Below are 17,244 nucleotides of genomic sequence, written 5' to 3'. Positions count from 1 at the left end.
GACAGGACAATGAAACTCGAGTTTTCAATTTATCGCTATAACCCGGATGTTGATGACGCTCCGCGCATGCAGGATTACACCCTGGAAGGCGAAGAAGGGCGCGACATGATGCTGCTGGACGCGTTGATGCAGCTCAAAGAGAAAGACCCCACGCTCTCTTTCCGCCGCTCCTGCCGTGAAGGCGTGTGCGGTTCAGACGGCGTGAACATGAACGGGAAGAACGGTCTGGCTTGCATTACGCCAGTGTCAGCGCTGGTTCAGCCTGGTAAGAAAATTGTTATCCGTCCGCTGCCCGGATTGCCGGTGGTCCGCGATTTGGTAGTAGACATGGGGCAATTCTATGCACAATATGAGAAGATTAAGCCTTACTTATTGAATAATGGGCAAAATCCGCCAGCTCGCGAGCATTTACAGATGCCTGAGCAGCGTGAAAAACTTGATGGGCTGTATGAATGTATTCTGTGCGCATGCTGCTCAACATCTTGCCCATCCTTCTGGTGGAATCCGGATAAGTTTATCGGCCCGGCAGGTCTGTTAGCTGCGTATCGCTTCCTGATCGACAGCCGTGATACTGAAACCGACAGCCGTCTGGAAGGGATAAGTGATGCATTCAGCGTATTCCGCTGTCACAGCATCATGAACTGCGTCAGTGTATGTCCTAAGGGACTGAACCCGACGCGCGCCATCGGCCATATTAAGTCGATGCTGTTGCAACGTAGTGCGTAAGTAGACATTGCCCGCGGTGGCAATCCTGTAGGCCGGATAAGACGTTTACGTCGCCCTCCGGCACATTTTGCCTGATGGCGCTTCGCTTATCAGGCCTACGGGGTCGCCATCCGGCAAATGAGTGCAGGAAACCTCTAAAAACTGCCCCCTATGTTTGACAGTTTTTAAAGGTTCCTTAGCGGACGCAGATCACACGACAGTCCGTAACAAGTGAACCCCGGCACGCATACGGCGTATGCGTGGTAGTATCCACGGCGAAGTAAGCATATAAATGCTTAAGGGATCACGATGCAGAACAGCGCTTTGAAAGCCTGGTTGGACTCTTCTTACCTCTCTGGCGCAAACCAGAGCTGGATAGAACAGCTCTATGAAGACTTCTTAACCGATCCTGACTCGGTAGACGCTAACTGGCGTTCGACGTTCCAGCAGTTACCTGGCACCGGAGTCAAACCGGATCAATTCCATTCCAAAACACGTGATTATTTCCGTCGTCTGGCGAAGGATGCCTCACGTTACTCTTCTTCAATTTCCGACCCTGACACCAATGTGAAGCAGGTAAAAGTCCTGCAGCTCATTAACGCTTATCGCTTCCGTGGTCACCAGCATGCGAATCTCGATCCGCTGGGACTGTGGCAGCAAGAAACTGTGGCCGATCTGGATCCCTCCTTCCACGATCTGACAGAGGCCGATTTCCAGGAAAGCTTTAACGTAGGTTCTTTTGCCGGCGGCAAAGAGACGATGAAGCTGGGTGAGTTGATTTCTGCGCTCAAACAAACGTACTGCGGCCCGATTGGCGCTGAGTACATGCACATCACCAGCACCGAAGAGAAACGCTGGCTGCAACAGCGGATCGAATCCGGTCGCGCCGCATTCAGCGGTGAAGAGAAAAAACGCTTCCTGAGCGAACTGACCGCAGCAGAAGGTCTGGAACGTTACCTGGGCGCGAAATTCCCGGGGGCGAAACGCTTCTCGCTGGAAGGCGGCGATGCGTTAATTCCAATGCTCAAAGAGATGATCCGCCATGCTGGCAACAGCGGCACCCGTGAAGTGGTGCTGGGGATGGCGCACCGTGGTCGTCTGAACGTACTGGTCAACGTGTTGGGTAAAAAACCGCAGGACCTGTTCGACGAATTTGCGGGCAAACATAAAGAACATCTCGGCACCGGTGACGTGAAGTACCACATGGGCTTCTCGTCAGATATCGAAACCGAAGGCGGTCTGGTTCACCTGGCGCTGGCGTTTAACCCGTCGCACCTGGAAATCGTCAGCCCGGTGGTGATTGGTTCCGTGCGTGCACGTCTGGACCGACTGGACGAACCCAGCAGCAACAAAGTCCTGCCGATCACCATTCACGGGGACGCCGCGGTCACCGGGCAGGGCGTGGTTCAGGAAACCCTGAACATGTCGAAAGCGCGGGGTTACGAAGTGGGCGGTACCGTTCGCATCGTCATCAACAATCAGGTGGGCTTCACCACCTCTAACCCGCTGGATGCCCGCTCCACCCCGTACTGCACCGACATTGGTAAAATGGTACAGGCGCCTATCTTCCACGTGAATGCGGACGATCCGGAAGCGGTCGCGTTCGTGACGCGTCTGGCGCTGGACTTCCGTAACACCTTCAAACGCGACGTCTTCATCGATCTGGTGTGCTACCGCCGTCACGGCCACAACGAAGCCGACGAGCCGAGCGCAACCCAGCCGCTGATGTATCAGAAAATCAAAAAGCATCCGACCCCGCGCAAAATCTACGCTGATAAGCTGGAAGCGGATAAGGTCGCGACGCTGGAAGATGCCACTGAAATGGTCAACCTGTATCGCGACGCGCTGGACGCGGGCGAATGCGTGGTGAAAGAGTGGCGTCCGATGAACATGCACTCCTTTACCTGGTCGCCGTACCTCAACCACGAGTGGGATGAAAACTACCCAAGCCAGGTGGAGATGAAGCGTCTGCAGGAACTGGCGAAACGCATCAGTACGGTGCCGGAAGCGGTGGAAATGCAGTCACGCGTCGCGAAGATTTACGGCGATCGTCAGGCGATGGCCGCCGGTGAGAAGCTGTTCGACTGGGGCGGCGCCGAGAATCTGGCCTACGCCACGCTGGTTGATGAAGGTATTCCGGTTCGTCTGTCCGGTGAGGACTCAGGTCGCGGCACCTTCTTCCACCGTCACGCGGTTATTCACAACCAGGCGAACGGTTCAACCTATACCCCGCTGCAGCATGTGCATAACGGACAGGGTTCCTTCCGCGTCTGGGACTCCGTGCTGTCTGAAGAAGCGGTACTGGCATTCGAATACGGCTACGCCACGGCGGAACCGCGTACCCTGACTATCTGGGAAGCGCAGTTCGGTGACTTCGCCAACGGTGCACAGGTGGTTATCGATCAGTTCATCTCCTCCGGCGAGCAGAAATGGGGCCGGATGTGTGGCCTGGTGATGCTGCTGCCGCACGGTTACGAAGGGCAGGGGCCGGAGCACTCCTCCGCGCGTCTGGAACGTTATCTGCAGCTTTGCGCCGAGCAAAACATGCAGGTGTGCGTACCGTCTACCCCGGCACAGGTGTATCACATGCTGCGTCGTCAGGCGCTGCGCGGAATGCGTCGTCCGCTGGTGGTCATGTCGCCGAAATCGCTGCTGCGCCATCCGCTGGCCGTCTCCAGTCTGGATGAACTGGCTAACGGCACCTTCATGCCGGCCATCGGCGAAGTTGATGACCTCGATCCGAAAGGCGTGAAGCGCGTGGTGATGTGTTCTGGTAAGGTTTATTACGACCTACTGGAACAGCGTCGCAAGAACAACCAGAAAGATGTCGCCATTGTGCGCATCGAACAACTCTATCCTTTCCCGCATCAGGCGATGCAGGAAGTATTAAAACAGTACGCTCACGTACATGATTTTGTCTGGTGCCAGGAAGAGCCGCTCAACCAGGGCGCATGGTACTGCAGCCAGCATCATTTCCGTGAAGTAATTCCATTTGGGTCCGCTCTGCGTTATGCAGGTCGCCCGGCCTCCGCCTCTCCGGCGGTAGGGTATATGTCCGTTCACCAGAAACAGCAACAAGATCTGGTTAATGACGCGCTGAACGTCGATTAATTAAAGGATAAATAATGAGTAGCGTAGATATTCTTGTTCCCGACCTGCCTGAGTCCGTAGCGGACGCGACTGTTGCCACCTGGCACAAAAAACCGGGTGATGCAGTGGTTCGTGACGAAGTGCTGGTAGAAATCGAAACTGACAAAGTGGTACTGGAAGTACCGGCATCAGCGGACGGCATTCTGGATGCGGTTCTGGAAGATGAAGGCACGACCGTGACTTCGCGCCAGATCCTGGGTCGCCTGCGTGAAGGCAACAGCGCCGGTAAAGAAACCAGCGCGAAGTCTGAAGAAAAAGCGTCCACCCCGGCGCAGCGTCAGCAGGCCTCTCTGGAAGAACAAAACAACGATGCGCTGAGCCCGGCGATCCGTCGCCTGCTGGCTGAGCACAACCTCGACGCCAGTGCTATCAAAGGCACCGGTGTAGGTGGTCGCATCACCCGTGAAGATGTGGATAAGCACCTGGCAAAAGCGCCTGCGAAAGCCGAGGCCAAAGCCGCATCAGCCGCGCCTGCTGCAGCTGCACAGCCAGTTCTGGGTGCGCGCAGCGAAAAACGCGTACCGATGACCCGTCTGCGCAAACGCGTTGCCGAGCGTCTGCTGGAAGCGAAAAACTCCACCGCCATGCTGACGACCTTCAACGAAGTCAACATGAAGCCAATTATGGATCTGCGTAAGCAGTACGGTGAAGCGTTTGAAAAACGTCACGGCATCCGTCTGGGCTTCATGTCCTTCTACGTGAAGGCCGTGGTGGAAGCGCTGAAACGCTATCCGGAAGTGAACGCCTCTATCGATGGCGACGACGTGGTGTATCACAACTACTTCGACGTGAGCATGGCGGTTTCTACGCCGCGCGGTCTGGTGACCCCGGTTCTGCGTGACGTTGATACGCTGGGTATGGCTGACATCGAGAAAAACATCAAGACGCTGGCAATCAAAGGTCGTGACGGCAAGCTGACGGTAGAAGATCTGACGGGCGGTAACTTCACCATCACCAACGGTGGTGTGTTCGGTTCCCTGATGTCCACGCCGATCATCAACCCGCCGCAGAGCGCGATCCTCGGGATGCACGCGATTAAAGATCGTCCGATGGCGGTAGATGGCAAGGTGGAAATCCTGCCGATGATGTACCTGGCGCTGTCCTACGATCACCGCCTGATCGATGGTCGCGAATCCGTGGGCTTCCTGGTGGCGATTAAAGAACTGCTGGAAGATCCGACACGTCTGCTGCTGGACGTGTAGTAAACAAGAGTATCACCTGCCCGTAGGCCGGATAAGGCGTTTACGCCGCCATCCGGCATTGATGAGATGCCTGATGGCGACGCTCCCGCGTCTTATCAGGCCTACGGTTTAAAGATAACGATTACCTGAAGGATGGACAGAACACATGAACTTACATGAATACCAGGCAAAACAACTTTTTGCCCGCTATGGCTTACCGGCGCCGGTGGGTTATGCCTGTACTACTCCGCGTGAAGCTGAAGAAGCGGCATCGAAAATCGGTGCAGGTCCGTGGGTAGTAAAATGTCAGGTTCACGCGGGTGGCCGTGGTAAAGCGGGCGGTGTGAAAGTGGTCAAAAGCAAAGAAGAGATTCGCGCTTTTGCTGAACACTGGCTGGGCAAACGTCTGGTGACCTATCAAACAGACGCCAACGGTCAACCGGTAAACCAGATTCTGGTTGAAGCAGCGACCGATATCGATAAAGAGCTGTACCTGGGCGCGGTGGTTGACCGTAGCTCCCGTCGCGTGGTTTTCATGGCCTCCACCGAAGGCGGCGTAGAAATTGAAAAAGTCGCGGAAGAAACCCCGCACCTGATCCACAAAGTTGCGCTCGATCCGCTGACCGGCCCAATGCCGTATCAGGGACGCGAGCTGGCGTTCAAACTGGGTCTGGAAGGCAAACTGGTTCAGCAATTCACCAAAATCTTCATGGGTCTGGCGACGATTTTCCTTGAGCGCGACCTGGCGCTGATCGAAATCAACCCGCTGGTTATCACTAAGCAGGGCGATCTGATCTGCCTCGACGGCAAACTGGGCGCTGACGGCAACGCGCTGTTCCGCCAGCCGGATCTGCGTGAAATGCGCGATCAGTCTCAGGAAGATCCGCGTGAAGCGCAGGCTGCGCAGTGGGAACTGAACTACGTCGCACTGGATGGCAACATCGGCTGTATGGTTAACGGCGCGGGTCTGGCGATGGGCACCATGGACATCGTGAAACTGCACGGCGGCGAACCGGCTAACTTCCTTGACGTTGGCGGCGGCGCAACCAAAGAGCGTGTGACCGAAGCGTTCAAAATTATCCTCTCTGACGACAACGTTAAAGCGGTTCTGGTTAACATCTTCGGCGGTATTGTGCGCTGCGATCTGATCGCTGACGGCATCATCGGTGCGGTAGCGGAAGTGGGTGTTAACGTACCGGTCGTGGTTCGTCTGGAAGGCAACAACGCCGAACTCGGCGCGAAGAAACTGGCTGACAGCGGCCTGAATATTATTGCAGCGAAAAGTCTGACGGATGCAGCTCAGCAGGTTGTTGCCGCAGTGGAGGGGAAATAATGTCTGTTTTAATCAATAAAAACACCAAGGTTATCTGTCAGGGTTTTACCGGTAGCCAGGGGACGTTCCACTCCGAACAGGCGATTGCTTACGGTACGCAGATGGTTGGCGGCGTAACGCCAGGTAAAGGCGGTACCACGCACCTGGGTCTGCCAGTGTTCAACACCGTGCGTGAAGCGGTTGAAGCAACGGGCGCAACCGCAACGGTTATCTACGTTCCGGCACCGTTCTGCAAAGACTCCATTCTGGAAGCGATCGACGCAGGTATCAAACTCATCATCACTATCACCGAAGGTATCCCAACGCTGGATATGCTGACCGTGAAGGTGAAACTGGATGAAGCCGGCGTACGCATGATCGGGCCGAACTGCCCGGGCGTTATCACCCCTGGCGAATGCAAAATCGGCATCATGCCGGGTCACATCCATAAGCCAGGTAAAGTGGGTATCGTCTCCCGCTCCGGTACGCTGACCTATGAAGCGGTTAAGCAGACCACCGACTACGGTTTCGGCCAGTCCACCTGTGTGGGCATCGGCGGCGACCCGATCCCGGGCTCTAACTTTATCGACATCCTGAAACTGTTCCAGGAAGATCCGCAGACCGAAGCGATCGTGATGATCGGTGAGATCGGCGGTAGCGCAGAAGAAGAAGCGGCTGCTTACATTAAAGATCACGTCACCAAACCGGTGGTTGGCTACATCGCCGGTGTGACCGCGCCGAAAGGCAAGCGCATGGGTCACGCAGGGGCCATCATCGCTGGGGGTAAAGGGACAGCAGATGAGAAATTTGCTGCCCTGGAAGCTGCTGGCGTGAAAACCGTTCGCAGCCTCGCCGATATCGGCGAAGCGCTGAAAGCCGTGATTAAGTAAGACTCAAATAAGCAATAAAACAGTCTACTCCCCTTCATTTACCCGTGATGAAGGGGCAAAGACTGGTCCAGTTTCGACATGGTTGGCCATCTGATGATGGCCTTTTTTTTGTCCTTATTTTTGAATGTGTTGTAATCCGGAAAAGCAGGTACACCATTTTCTTTTCTCATTCATCACCTCTCATCTATCTCTGAACTAGCCGGTCAGTATCGATTGTCAGTAAACCCGAACGGTCTTTTACTCGCATCACTGCAGCGTGTTCCTAACGGAATCGACTTGTCTGACAGGATCTGCCTTCGTGGTTAAGCGACAGAACTGATGGCGATTGTTTTTAATGCATTGTTTTTTAGATGAAAAAAATGACTACCTTAACAGGGGGAATTTTTAGTGTGAAGCACCGCACAAAAAAACGTCGCTACTATTGAAGCGAAATCGTACGAGGTATAGCTTTAAGTCACTTGAACATAGTTGTCTATGTACAACCATGACCGACAGTAGATATGTTAAATGAAAATTTTTAAGGGAGCAGAGGTGTTTTTATGTCGATTGCCACCAGCCTTGACAGTGATTTTATCCTTTTAAACTCTCCATCTGTGAACCGTGAAGCATTATTTTATGAAGTTAACTCATTGTTATGTGAGAAAAATATTGTAGAGGGAACTTACTTACAGGCGTTAATCAACCGAGAAGAGAACAATCCCACGGCGATGCAACTGGAGACGATGGGCGTCGCCATTCCGCATGTTGATATTGAACATGTGAAGCGCGAACAACTTGTTGTGGTCACCTGCCCGGAAGGGATTACGTTTAAGCAGGCTGAAGATCCTGATGAAGAGATGACCGTGCACGTTATTTTTTTCCTGCTCCTGAAAGAGAAAGATGCCCACATTGACTTTCTGATGAAGCTTATCGGCTTATTCAGACAAACCGAGAAAATGGATGCCATTCTAAAAACCCATTCACCTGATGAGGTAAAGAAATTACTCGAAGAAGTCATTAATTAAAATATACGCGTCATCCTTCAACCTGTCTCTGCGTTGGCTGCGTGTGCTCACCCGAATCACTTACTTGCGTAAGCTCATCGGGATTCGTTCACTTGCCGTCTTGATGCAACTTGAATGATTTTGCGTACAGGTCGTCATTTTAATAACTGTACCCGGAGATTGTTATGAATAAGAAAATTATTTTTGCATGCACTAGCGGTATTGCTACATCAGCCGTTGCAACAGAAAAAGTGGTTCAGTATTGCAAAAACAACGGAATTAATATCGAACCTATTCAGTCCAATATCGGCACTATTAACAAACAGGATGGAATGGCAGATTTAATTATTGTGACTTCTGCCGTTAAAACGGAATTAAAAACCCCCGTTCTTAATGGGCTTCCGCTTCTGACCGGATTCGGGGAAGAGGAATTACTGGAAAAGATCGTCGCCATCCTTAAACAATAAAGGTAAGCATGATGGATAAAGTATTTTCCGCCGTCCAGTTTATTCTGGGATTAGGTCCGACGATCATGTTGCCGATAATCATTTTTATCATGGCAATGTGTCTGCAAACAGGGTTTAGCCGAGCCTTACGTTCGGCGTTGACTATTGGCATGGGGTTTATCGGTATTTTTCTGGTCTTTGGCTTACTCATCGACAGCCTTGGGCCAGCAGCAAAAGAGATGGTCAGCCATACAGGGATTGATCTTCCCGTGGTGGATCTGGGTTGGACGCCGCTTGCGGCTATTGCCTGGGCATCACAGGTTGCGCCGTTTGTTGTTCCTATGACTATCGGTATTAACATATTGATGTTGACGCTGAACTGGACCAAAACGGTCGATATCGATGTCTGGAATTTCTGGCACTTCTCGATGGTTGGCGCGATGGTGTACGGCGTGACGGGCAACTTCTTCTTTGGTTTGCTGATTGCCGGTGCGACTGCTGCCTTAACGTTCGTGATGGCTGACTGGTGCGCGCCAATGATTCAGAAGTATTTCAATTTGCCGGGAATTTCACTGCCAACGCTCTCATCCGTGATCTTTTTCCCGATTGGTGTGCTGGGAAATATGGTCCTCGACAAAATACCGGGGATTAACAAACTGAATGCAGACCCGGATCAGATTCAGAAACGCTTCGGTGTTTTTGGCGAGCCAATGATGCTGGGCGTGATTCTGGGGGCAGGGATTGGCCTGTTGGCAGAATATGATCTGAAGGGCGTACTCAACCTTGCGATGAGCCTCGGTGCCGTCATGTTGATCATGCCGAGAATGGTAAAACTGTTAATGGAAGGATTGCTGCCGCTGTCGGACGCCGTTCGTACCTTCCTGCGCAAGCGTTACCCTGACCGTCATGATCTTTACATCGGCCTGGATATCGCTGTTGCGGTTGGTCATCCATCGGTTCTGTCCACCGCATTGTTGTTAATTCCGGTTGGCGTACTGTTGGCGGTTGTTTTACCGGGTAACCGACTGCTTCCGTTAGGTGACCTTGCCAATATTTGGGTGCCTATCTCAATGGTGGTGCTCGCGTGTCGTGGCAATATAGTGCGGGCATTTATTATTGGTATTCCCTGCCTTGCTGTGAATCTTTATGTGGCTTCGGCGGCAGCACCAATTCTGACGAAAATAGCCAAAGATATGAATTTCCCGATTAAAACGGATGGTGAAATTTCAAGTCTGTTGGACGGCGGTAATCCCTATCGGTTCTGGGCGGTAAAAGTCTTTGAAGGTAATGGTATTGCGCTGGCCTTAATTCCGGTTATCTTCCTGCTCTGTTTATGGTTGTATCGGGTGACCAAAAAACAACTCCAGGCAGATGAAGCCGCAGAAAATAGTCAATCAACGACCACGGATGTACCGGTAATAAAATAACTCAACCTATTCTGAAGCAGAATACTTTCTGCTTCAGAATATAAATAAATGAAGTCCCTTGCCCAAAAGAAGGGGAGAGTGATGTATACGATCGGAATCGATATTGGCACAACGAATTGTAAGGTCTGTTTATTCCAGTTTCCGTCTCTTGAATTGGTTAATGAGTACAGTTTTAAAACGCCAAAAAATATCGAGGGTGATAACGCTGTGTTTGATGTTCGCCTGATATGGGACGGCGTGGTTCACGGTCTGAAAACCATCACCGACAGGATTAATGATACGTTCAATATAAAAGCTATCGCGGTTGCCAGCGTTGGCGAAGCCGGGGTGTTGCTTGATGAATCGGATAATCTGATTGGCCCCGCGTTGACCTGGTACGACACACGGCCTCAGCCGCAACTGGAAAAGATTCTGGCAGCGCTGGAGATGAAAAGTATCTATGAGATTACCGGTATTCCGGCGCATTCTAACTACAGCATCAATAAGATTAAATGGCTGCATGACAATGTTGAACAGGCCAGGCAGGGCAAAAAATGGCTCTGCCTTGCCGAGTACATCGCGTTCAAATTATCAGGCGTGAAGCGCTCCGAATACTCTCTTGCCTCACGCACGATGGCGCTGAATATCACTCAGAAAACGTGGGACGACAAACTGCTCGCTGCCGTTGATCTCTCTTCTTCACTGTTCAGCCCTCTGGTTCAGGCTGGAGAGGCGATAGGCCATTTGACACAAGAAGTTTCTGTTTTAACTGGAGTACCAAAAGAGGCCTGCGTCGCGATTGCCGGACACGACCATATGTGTGGCTCGGTTGCCGTAGGGCTGTGTAATGAAAGTCAGATCCTCAACTCTACCGGCACAACCGAGGGGTTGCTGGTCGTGACAGACACGGTTAACAACACCGAACATTTCTTCCAGGCGCGTGTATCGAATGGGGTTCATGTTCTGCCTGGATTGCATTCACTTTATGCCTCGTTGCCGTCGGCGGGATATGCCATTGAATGGTTCAGAAATCTGTTTGAGCTTGATATGGCCGAATTTTTGAGAATGGTCGATACCCTGCGTAACGATAAAGATCTGGCCACCGCGAAGAAAATGGATGGCATCTTCATTCCTCACCTGCGTGGAAGCGGGCCACCGGACAGAAATACCGGGTCCAGAGCATTGATCTACGGCCTCGATGATCAATCCCGTCCGGAAGATATTTTGCGCTTTGTATTTCAAGGACTGTGCTTTGAATTACGTAACCTTCTCGAGCTCTATGAAACCTTAACCGGACGGACTTATCCGGAGGTTAACGTCATCGGGGCTGCTTGTAAGAATCCGTATTGGCTACAGCTTAAGGCCAATATTCTCAATCGCGAGATTGTTGCCTGTAATGTCGATGAGGCGGTCAGTAAAGGTGCGGCGATTCTTGCAGCAAAAGCAGTCGGGGTGAATATCGAGAGTGAGGCTATCACCGCACCAGAACGGCAGAAACGTTACCACCCTGAGTCTGCTTGCGTTGCGCATTATCAGCAGATGTATACCCAGGTTTATAAACCGCTTTATGAATCCAAGATGCGGACTGAGCATCTTTGTTATGGAGTTAACTAATGAAAGCCAGCGTTTATTACAGCAAAGATGATATTCGTTATGAAGATGTCGATGTGCCGGAAGTGGGGGACGGCGACATGCTCATTAAAATGCACTCCTGCGGCCTGTGCGGCACCGATATTCATAAAGCGCAGCATCAAACTGTCACGGGGCCGATTATTCTCGGCCACGAGGTTTCCGGCGAAGTGGTGAAAGTCGGAAAAGAGGTCACACGCTATAAAGTAGGGGAGCGCGTCGTTACGGCAATTCATGTGCCGTGCTTTAACTGCCATTACTGTGACCGCGGATTTTTCACCCTCTGCGATCAGTTTAAAAAAACCAGTTTCGAGCCCGGCGGTTTTAGCGAGTTCATTCGTCTCCCCCGGATGCACGTCGAACACTTAACACACCGGATTATCGACTCTCTCGACTGGGATCGCGCGGCAATGATTGAGCCAGTTGCCTGCTGCTTACATGGACTGAAATCGGCCAACCTCCATGCGAAGGATACCGTCCTTGTCCTGGGATCCGGCACAATTGGCCTGGTTAGCGCACAGCTTGCGGCGCTGAAAGGGGCATCAACGGTCATTGTCTCCGATCTCTCACGGTTTAAGCGTGAGTTGGCGCTGAAAGTGGGGGTGACTTACGCGATTGATCCAGCAAATGAAGATCTGGAAACACGGGTTGCAGAATTAACGCAAGGGAAAGGACCGGATGTAGTGATTATTGCCGCTGGCGTATCATCACTGGTTTCCCAGGCCGTCAATGTTGTGCGTCGCGGTGGTCGAATCGTGGTTTTTTCTCCCTTTGATAAGGATCCGGTCGTTGAGATCGATGCCGGACGTCTGTTCCGTGATGAGATTTCCATCGTCGGGACTTATTCACTGACGCCTTATGAAATGAAAGAAGCGATTGAGATTGTGGAGAAAGACAAGATCAATACGCGAGACATGATCACGCATACGTGGCCTCTTTCCCGTATGGAGGACGCGATTAAGTTTGCTGCAAACCCGGAAAATGACGTTCTGAAAGTCATTATCAAAGCTGACGCATGACATAAGTCGCCCCGGTTACTGGCAGGGTACGTGGAATTCATTATCTTTTGTTACATGGACATCAGGGAGTTAGGCTCAAAACTGTGGAGTTGATCATAGTGTTATCTCGACAAAAACTCTGTAATATCGTGACTTGTTCATACTTGTATACAGATGATCTACACAGGAGAAGCACAACATGAGTTCAGTACTCAAAGATTCAGAAATTCCACTGTATATGCAGGTGTCGGAGTGGATTCGCGAAAATATTTACAAAGGTGAATTGGGGAAAGGAGATCGTATCCCTTCTGAAAATCAGATCATGGACATCCTTCACGTCAGTCGCGGAACGGTGAAAAAAGCGGTCTCGATGTTGGTCAATGAAGGATTGCTCGTTCAGGTTCAGGGCAAGGGCACGTTTGTCAAAAAAGAAAATATCTCTTATGCACTGGGTGAAGGGTTACTCTCTTTTGCTGAATCACTTGAAAGTCAGCATATCTCCTTTACCACCGAAGTTATCGATTCATATATCGAGAAAGCGTCAAAAAGTGTTGCTGAAAAACTAAAAATTGAGCCAGGGGCTCCCATTCTCTACCTGAAACGTGTGCGTAGTGTTGATGGTGAAAGAGTGATGTTGATTGAGAACAGAATCAATATGGCGCTTTGTCCTGGCATCGCCGATATCGATTTTAATAAACAAAATTTGTTTCCTACAGTGGAAGAACTTTCCGGACAAAAAATTGTTTATTCCGAAAGTCGGTATGCTGCGAAAATTGTGGGTAGCGAACGTGGACATTATCTTGAGGTTAATGAAGATGCACCTGTTTTGCACCTGGAACAACTTGTCTTTCTCGAAAATAAAATGCCGTTTGATTTAGGTAATGTCTGGCTTAAATCGGATAAATACTATTTAGGAACTATTCTACAACGACGATAGAGGATAATGCTATGCCATTAGTTAACGGAAAAATTTTGCTCGACCGTATCCGTGAGAAGCGCGTACTTGCCGGTGCGTTCAATACCACGAATCTGGAAACTACAATCTCAATTCTTAATGCAATTGAACGGTCAGGTCTACCCAACTTTATTCAGATTGCCCCGACAAATGCGCAGCTTTCTGGCTATGACTATATTTATGAGATTGTAAAACGTCATGCCGATAAGATGGACGTGCCCGTCAGTCTTCACCTCGATCACGGAAAGACATTTGAAGATGTGAAACAGGCTGTTCGTGCAGGATTTACCTCCGTTATGATTGATGGCGCAGCTTTTTCTTTTGAGGAGAATATTGCCTTTACCGCCGCAGCAGTTGATTTCTGTAAGTCTTACGGTGTGCCCGTTGAAGCTGAATTGGGGGCAATTTTAGGTAAGGAAGACGATCATGTCAGTGAGGCTGATTGTAAAACCGAACCAGAAAAAGTACGTACCTTCGTTGAGCAAACGGGCTGCGACATGCTTGCGGTATCAATCGGCAACGTACATGGTTTGGATGATGTTCCGCGTATTGATATTCCATTGTTGCAGAGAATTGCAGAAGTCTCTCCTGTCCCTCTGGTCATCCATGGCGGCTCTGGTATTGATGAAGACACGCTGCGCAGTTTCGTTAATTACAATGTGGCTAAGGTAAATATCGCCAGCGATCTGCGCAAAGCGTTTATCACTTCTGTCGGTAAAGCCTATGAGCAAAATAATAATGAAGCCAACCTGGCGCGCGTTATGTCCTCAGCCAAGCAGGCTGTGGAAGAGGATGTGTATTCTAAAATCCTTATGATGAATAAAGGCCATCAATTTCTCCGTAAAGCATCCTGAACAGAAAATGAGTGACGAAAATGATTAGACAAAGTGTCAAGGTTGTAAATAGTACCGGGTTGCATGCGCGGCCAGCGGCATCCCTTGCCAAAATTGTGAAGAAATATACCTCGTCATTAACGTTAATTAATAACGGTAAGGAAATTCAGATTAAAGGTATGATGAGTATTCTCGGTGCCGGGGTTAAAGGTAACACGATGGTGGATCTTATCTGCAATGGTGAAGATGAACATGAGTTAATGAATGAGTTAAAGCTCGCTTTTGCTGATGGTTTCGGCGAAAAAGAGTAAAACCCGAACCGCCTGCTGGGCGCTTAGCTGAATTAACAATATAGGTATTAATGACGCATGGCGGATTTACCCGCAGGATACCCTATTCTTTTTTTATTCATTTTAATTACAAAAAGGTGATTAGATGAAAGCATTAAATCTCTATTCTGTCCAGGATGTCAGATATGAAGAAACAGAAAACCTGCTCTTAAAAAATGAAGACGATGTATTAATAAAAGTTCAGGTGGCGGGGATTTGTGGTTCTGATATTTCCCGTTTTGGCAAGCTGGGTTCCTATAATCCAGGTCTCACCTGGGGACACGAATTTTCTGGCGTGGTGGTTGATGTGGGAGCGGCTGTTAGCGACCTGAAAAATGGCGACAGGGTGACTGCCTGCAACTGTTTCCCTTGTTTTGAATGTACATTCTGCCAGCAGGGGCGCTACTCGCAATGCGTCGACCTTAAAGTACTGGGAGGGCATATAAAAGGGGCGTTTGCTGAGTATATTTGTGTCCCGGCCCGTAACGTTTTGAAATTGTCCGAAGAGATGGATTTTGCAACCGCCTGCTTTATCGAACCTTCAAGTGTTGTGGTGCATGGTTTTCGGCAGGTCGATGTAAAAGCAGGCAGCCGTGTTGCTGTCGTGGGCTGTGGCACCATCGGGTTGTTGGCGGTGCAATGGGCAAAAATAAGCGGGGCAACTGAAGTTTTTGCATTTGATACTGATGAACATAAGCTTTCCATCGCCAGCGAAACAGGTGCAGATCATGTTTTCACTGTTCAGGATGAGGATTACCTCTCACGTTTTAATGCGTTAACAGAAGGCTTGGGTGTTGATGTCGTTATTGAGTCCTCTGGTAATGCAGCAGGTATTGCCAGTTCACTACTACTGGCGGCAAAAGGCGGCGCCGTTGTTCTGCTGGGGATCCCCTATGGGGACGTTGCTTTCCCACGACTCAATTTTGAAAAGATCATTCGTAGCGAGCTAAAAGTGCTGGGTTCATGGAATTCAATTTCGGCACCGTTTCCCGGCAGCGAATGGAAAACATCAGCGCACTACCTGAATACGGGGCAAATAGATATCAAGCCGCTCATCTCCAAAAGGATTGCCCTCAGGGATGCACCCGCAACCTTCCCGGGTCTTTACCAGCGCGAATACCCCTTTGTGAAAGTCCTGATTGACATTGGCAGGCAGGAATAGACCATAAGTCATGTGCGTGATTTTATGCGATATCGAATCGTAGCGAAAAAGTGATTCGCACTCATACAGACGCAGGCGTAATCGTGTCTGTCTTTTCTGGGCCCTGAAAGGCCAGGGCCCAGAGTTAACCTTATGATAACGTTCTTGTGTAAAATCACCGCCAGCGATTACCGCTTAGCCGGCGTCCAGCATTACGCGCTTTCAGCCAGCGTTTTCAGCCAGCGAATACCGCTTTCTGGTGAGGTCATCACCGGGACGGGCGGAGGAGGAAGCTGTTGCAGAACGCGCGCCATCGACGCCTGTGCCAGCATCACAACATCGGCCTGTTTATAGGCGCTGTGTAATCCTTCACTGACGATGCGGTCGTGGGTCTCCATATCACCCGCCAGCAGGGCGTGGAAGGCCTCCTCCATCAATATCGGCGTCACCGAGCATGGCTTGCCGCTGGCCTGTACTTTGCGCTGCACATACTCCAGCGTCGGTTTCATCGTGGTGGCGACGGTGGCCAGTACGGCAATGTTTTCACCCAGGCTAATGGCGTTTTCCACCATCGCGCAGTCGATACGGGCAAGTTGCAGCGGCGTCATAAACTGGCACTGCTCTACCGCTGTGCCAATGGACGAGCAGGCGGTGATGAAAATCTCACAGTCTGCTTTTTCGGCAATGTGAACATAGTCGGCAATGCGTGCCGCAATGTTCGGCGTAACGCCCCCGGCTTTCATCACCTGTTTGATCATCGACTCTTCGACCAGGTGCATCACTTCCGCCTCTGGCATGATGTCCCCGATCAGTTGCTGCATCATGGCGAGCGTGGCGGAACTGGTGTGAAGCATAGCGATCTTTTTCATTCTGCGATCTCCTTGAGCAAACTTTCGGCAACGGCCATGGCCGCATCGTGATCTTCCTGCGCGGACAGTCCGCCGACCGCGACGGCCCCCAGGCATTTACCGTTGTGAAGAATCGGTACACCGCCGGGCAGCGCGGTAAAACGTGGGTCAGCAAAGTAGCTGATATCCAGCGACTCTTTTTGCAGGCGTTGTAGGAACGCCTGTGTGGTGCAGCCTAAACGGCTGCTGGTGCGTGCTTTGCGCTGTGTCAGCTCAATGGTTAACAGTTTGGCGTTATCCATACGGGCAAAGCTCAGTAATTCACCGTTGGCGTCGCACACTGCTACGCTGAGCGGACGTTGCGTATAACGGGTATTGGCGAGATCGAGCGCACAGTCCACCGCGCGTCGTGCCTGTTCCAGAGTTAACGTCATCATT

16 protein-coding genes are annotated in these 17,244 nt (G+C 50.9%); 14 read left to right on the top strand and 2 right to left on the bottom strand.

From position 1 onward, the window contains the following. The first annotated feature begins 9 nt into the window (after nucleotides 1–9). The 14 genes from sdhB to QQZ17_RS25250 all read left to right on the top strand — a co-directional run bounded on the left by sdhB (nucleotide 10) and on the right by QQZ17_RS25250 (nucleotide 15,979). On the top strand, nucleotides 10–726 hold the full coding sequence (gene sdhB / locus QQZ17_RS25315; protein ID WP_152405449.1) for a succinate dehydrogenase iron-sulfur subunit SdhB: 717 nt from the start codon (nucleotides 10–12) through the stop codon (nucleotides 724–726). 288 nt (nucleotides 727–1,014) lie between these two features. Continuing rightward, a complete protein-coding gene (gene sucA, locus QQZ17_RS25310) occupies nucleotides 1,015–3,816 on the top strand; it encodes a 2-oxoglutarate dehydrogenase E1 component (RefSeq protein ID WP_152405448.1) in 2,802 nt (933 codons plus the stop codon). Between the two features lie 14 nt (nucleotides 3,817–3,830). Continuing rightward, complete coding sequence (odhB, locus tag QQZ17_RS25305) at nucleotides 3,831–5,057, top strand: 2-oxoglutarate dehydrogenase complex dihydrolipoyllysine-residue succinyltransferase (protein ID WP_152405447.1); 1,227 nt, start codon at nucleotides 3,831–3,833, stop codon at nucleotides 5,055–5,057. Nucleotides 5,058–5,202: 145 nt separating this feature from the next. Further along, nucleotides 5,203–6,369, top strand: a complete 1,167-nt coding sequence (gene sucC, locus QQZ17_RS25300) for an ADP-forming succinate--CoA ligase subunit beta (protein ID WP_042320639.1) — start codon at nucleotides 5,203–5,205, stop codon at nucleotides 6,367–6,369. Further along, nucleotides 6,369–7,238 (top strand): succinate--CoA ligase subunit alpha, encoded by an 870-nt coding sequence (gene sucD, locus QQZ17_RS25295; RefSeq protein ID WP_152405446.1) that lies wholly within the window; start codon nucleotides 6,369–6,371, stop codon nucleotides 7,236–7,238. Before sucC ends, sucD begins: the two co-directional genes overlap by 1 nt. A gap of 539 nt (nucleotides 7,239–7,777) precedes the next feature. Further along, nucleotides 7,778–8,242, top strand: a complete 465-nt coding sequence (locus QQZ17_RS25290; protein WP_152405445.1) for a PTS sugar transporter subunit IIA — start codon at nucleotides 7,778–7,780, stop codon at nucleotides 8,240–8,242. 164 nt (nucleotides 8,243–8,406) lie between these two features. Continuing rightward, entirely contained in the window at nucleotides 8,407–8,688 is a 282-nt protein-coding gene (locus QQZ17_RS25285) for a PTS sugar transporter subunit IIB (protein ID WP_152405444.1), read from the top strand. An 8-nt stretch (nucleotides 8,689–8,696) separates the two neighbouring features. Then, entirely contained in the window at nucleotides 8,697–10,094 is a 1,398-nt protein-coding gene (locus QQZ17_RS25280; RefSeq protein ID WP_371305206.1) for a PTS galactitol transporter subunit IIC, read from the top strand. 48 nt (nucleotides 10,095–10,142) lie between these two features. Continuing rightward, nucleotides 10,143–11,687 (top strand): FGGY-family carbohydrate kinase, encoded by a 1,545-nt coding sequence (locus tag QQZ17_RS25275; protein WP_152405443.1) that lies wholly within the window; start codon nucleotides 10,143–10,145, stop codon nucleotides 11,685–11,687. After that, nucleotides 11,687–12,721, top strand: coding sequence for a zinc-dependent dehydrogenase (locus QQZ17_RS25270; protein ID WP_152405442.1), 1,035 nt, complete (start codon nucleotides 11,687–11,689; stop codon nucleotides 12,719–12,721). Before QQZ17_RS25275 ends, QQZ17_RS25270 begins: the two co-directional genes overlap by 1 nt. 178 nt (nucleotides 12,722–12,899) lie before the next feature. Beyond that, nucleotides 12,900–13,637: a GntR family transcriptional regulator gene (locus tag QQZ17_RS25265; protein ID WP_152405441.1), complete on the top strand. Its 738-nt coding sequence runs from the start codon at nucleotides 12,900–12,902 to the stop codon at nucleotides 13,635–13,637. Nucleotides 13,638–13,648: 11 nt separating this feature from the next. Beyond that, nucleotides 13,649–14,509 (top strand): class II aldolase, encoded by an 861-nt coding sequence (locus tag QQZ17_RS25260; protein ID WP_152405440.1) that lies wholly within the window; start codon nucleotides 13,649–13,651, stop codon nucleotides 14,507–14,509. A gap of 20 nt (nucleotides 14,510–14,529) precedes the next feature. Beyond that, nucleotides 14,530–14,799 carry an HPr family phosphocarrier protein gene (locus QQZ17_RS25255; RefSeq protein ID WP_152405439.1) on the top strand — a complete coding sequence of 90 codons (270 nt, stop codon included), beginning with the start codon at nucleotides 14,530–14,532 and terminating at the stop codon, nucleotides 14,797–14,799. Nucleotides 14,800–14,923: 124 nt separating this feature from the next. After that, entirely contained in the window at nucleotides 14,924–15,979 is a 1,056-nt protein-coding gene (locus QQZ17_RS25250) for a galactitol-1-phosphate 5-dehydrogenase (RefSeq protein ID WP_152405438.1), read from the top strand. 191 nt (nucleotides 15,980–16,170) lie between these two features. Here QQZ17_RS25250 and QQZ17_RS25245 read toward each other — a convergent pair whose 3' ends face one another. Further along, complete coding sequence (locus QQZ17_RS25245) at nucleotides 16,171–16,827, bottom strand: aspartate/glutamate racemase family protein (protein ID WP_152405437.1); 657 nt, start codon at nucleotides 16,825–16,827, stop codon at nucleotides 16,171–16,173. Continuing rightward, the gene (locus QQZ17_RS25240) at nucleotides 16,824–17,243 is read right to left on the bottom strand and encodes a GlcG/HbpS family heme-binding protein (RefSeq protein ID WP_152405436.1); all 420 of its coding nucleotides are present in this window, start codon (nucleotides 17,241–17,243) and stop codon (nucleotides 16,824–16,826) included. The genes QQZ17_RS25245 and QQZ17_RS25240 overlap by 4 nt, the downstream gene beginning before the upstream one ends. Nucleotide 17,244: the final 1 nt, after the last annotated feature.

Source organism: Citrobacter sp. T1.2D-1 (genome assembly GCF_950098555.1).
GTDB lineage: Bacteria > Pseudomonadota > Gammaproteobacteria > Enterobacterales > Enterobacteriaceae > Citrobacter_A > Citrobacter_A telavivensis.
The sequence above is the reverse complement of the archived record's forward strand: the minus strand, read 5'-3'. Positions and strand labels throughout refer to the sequence as shown.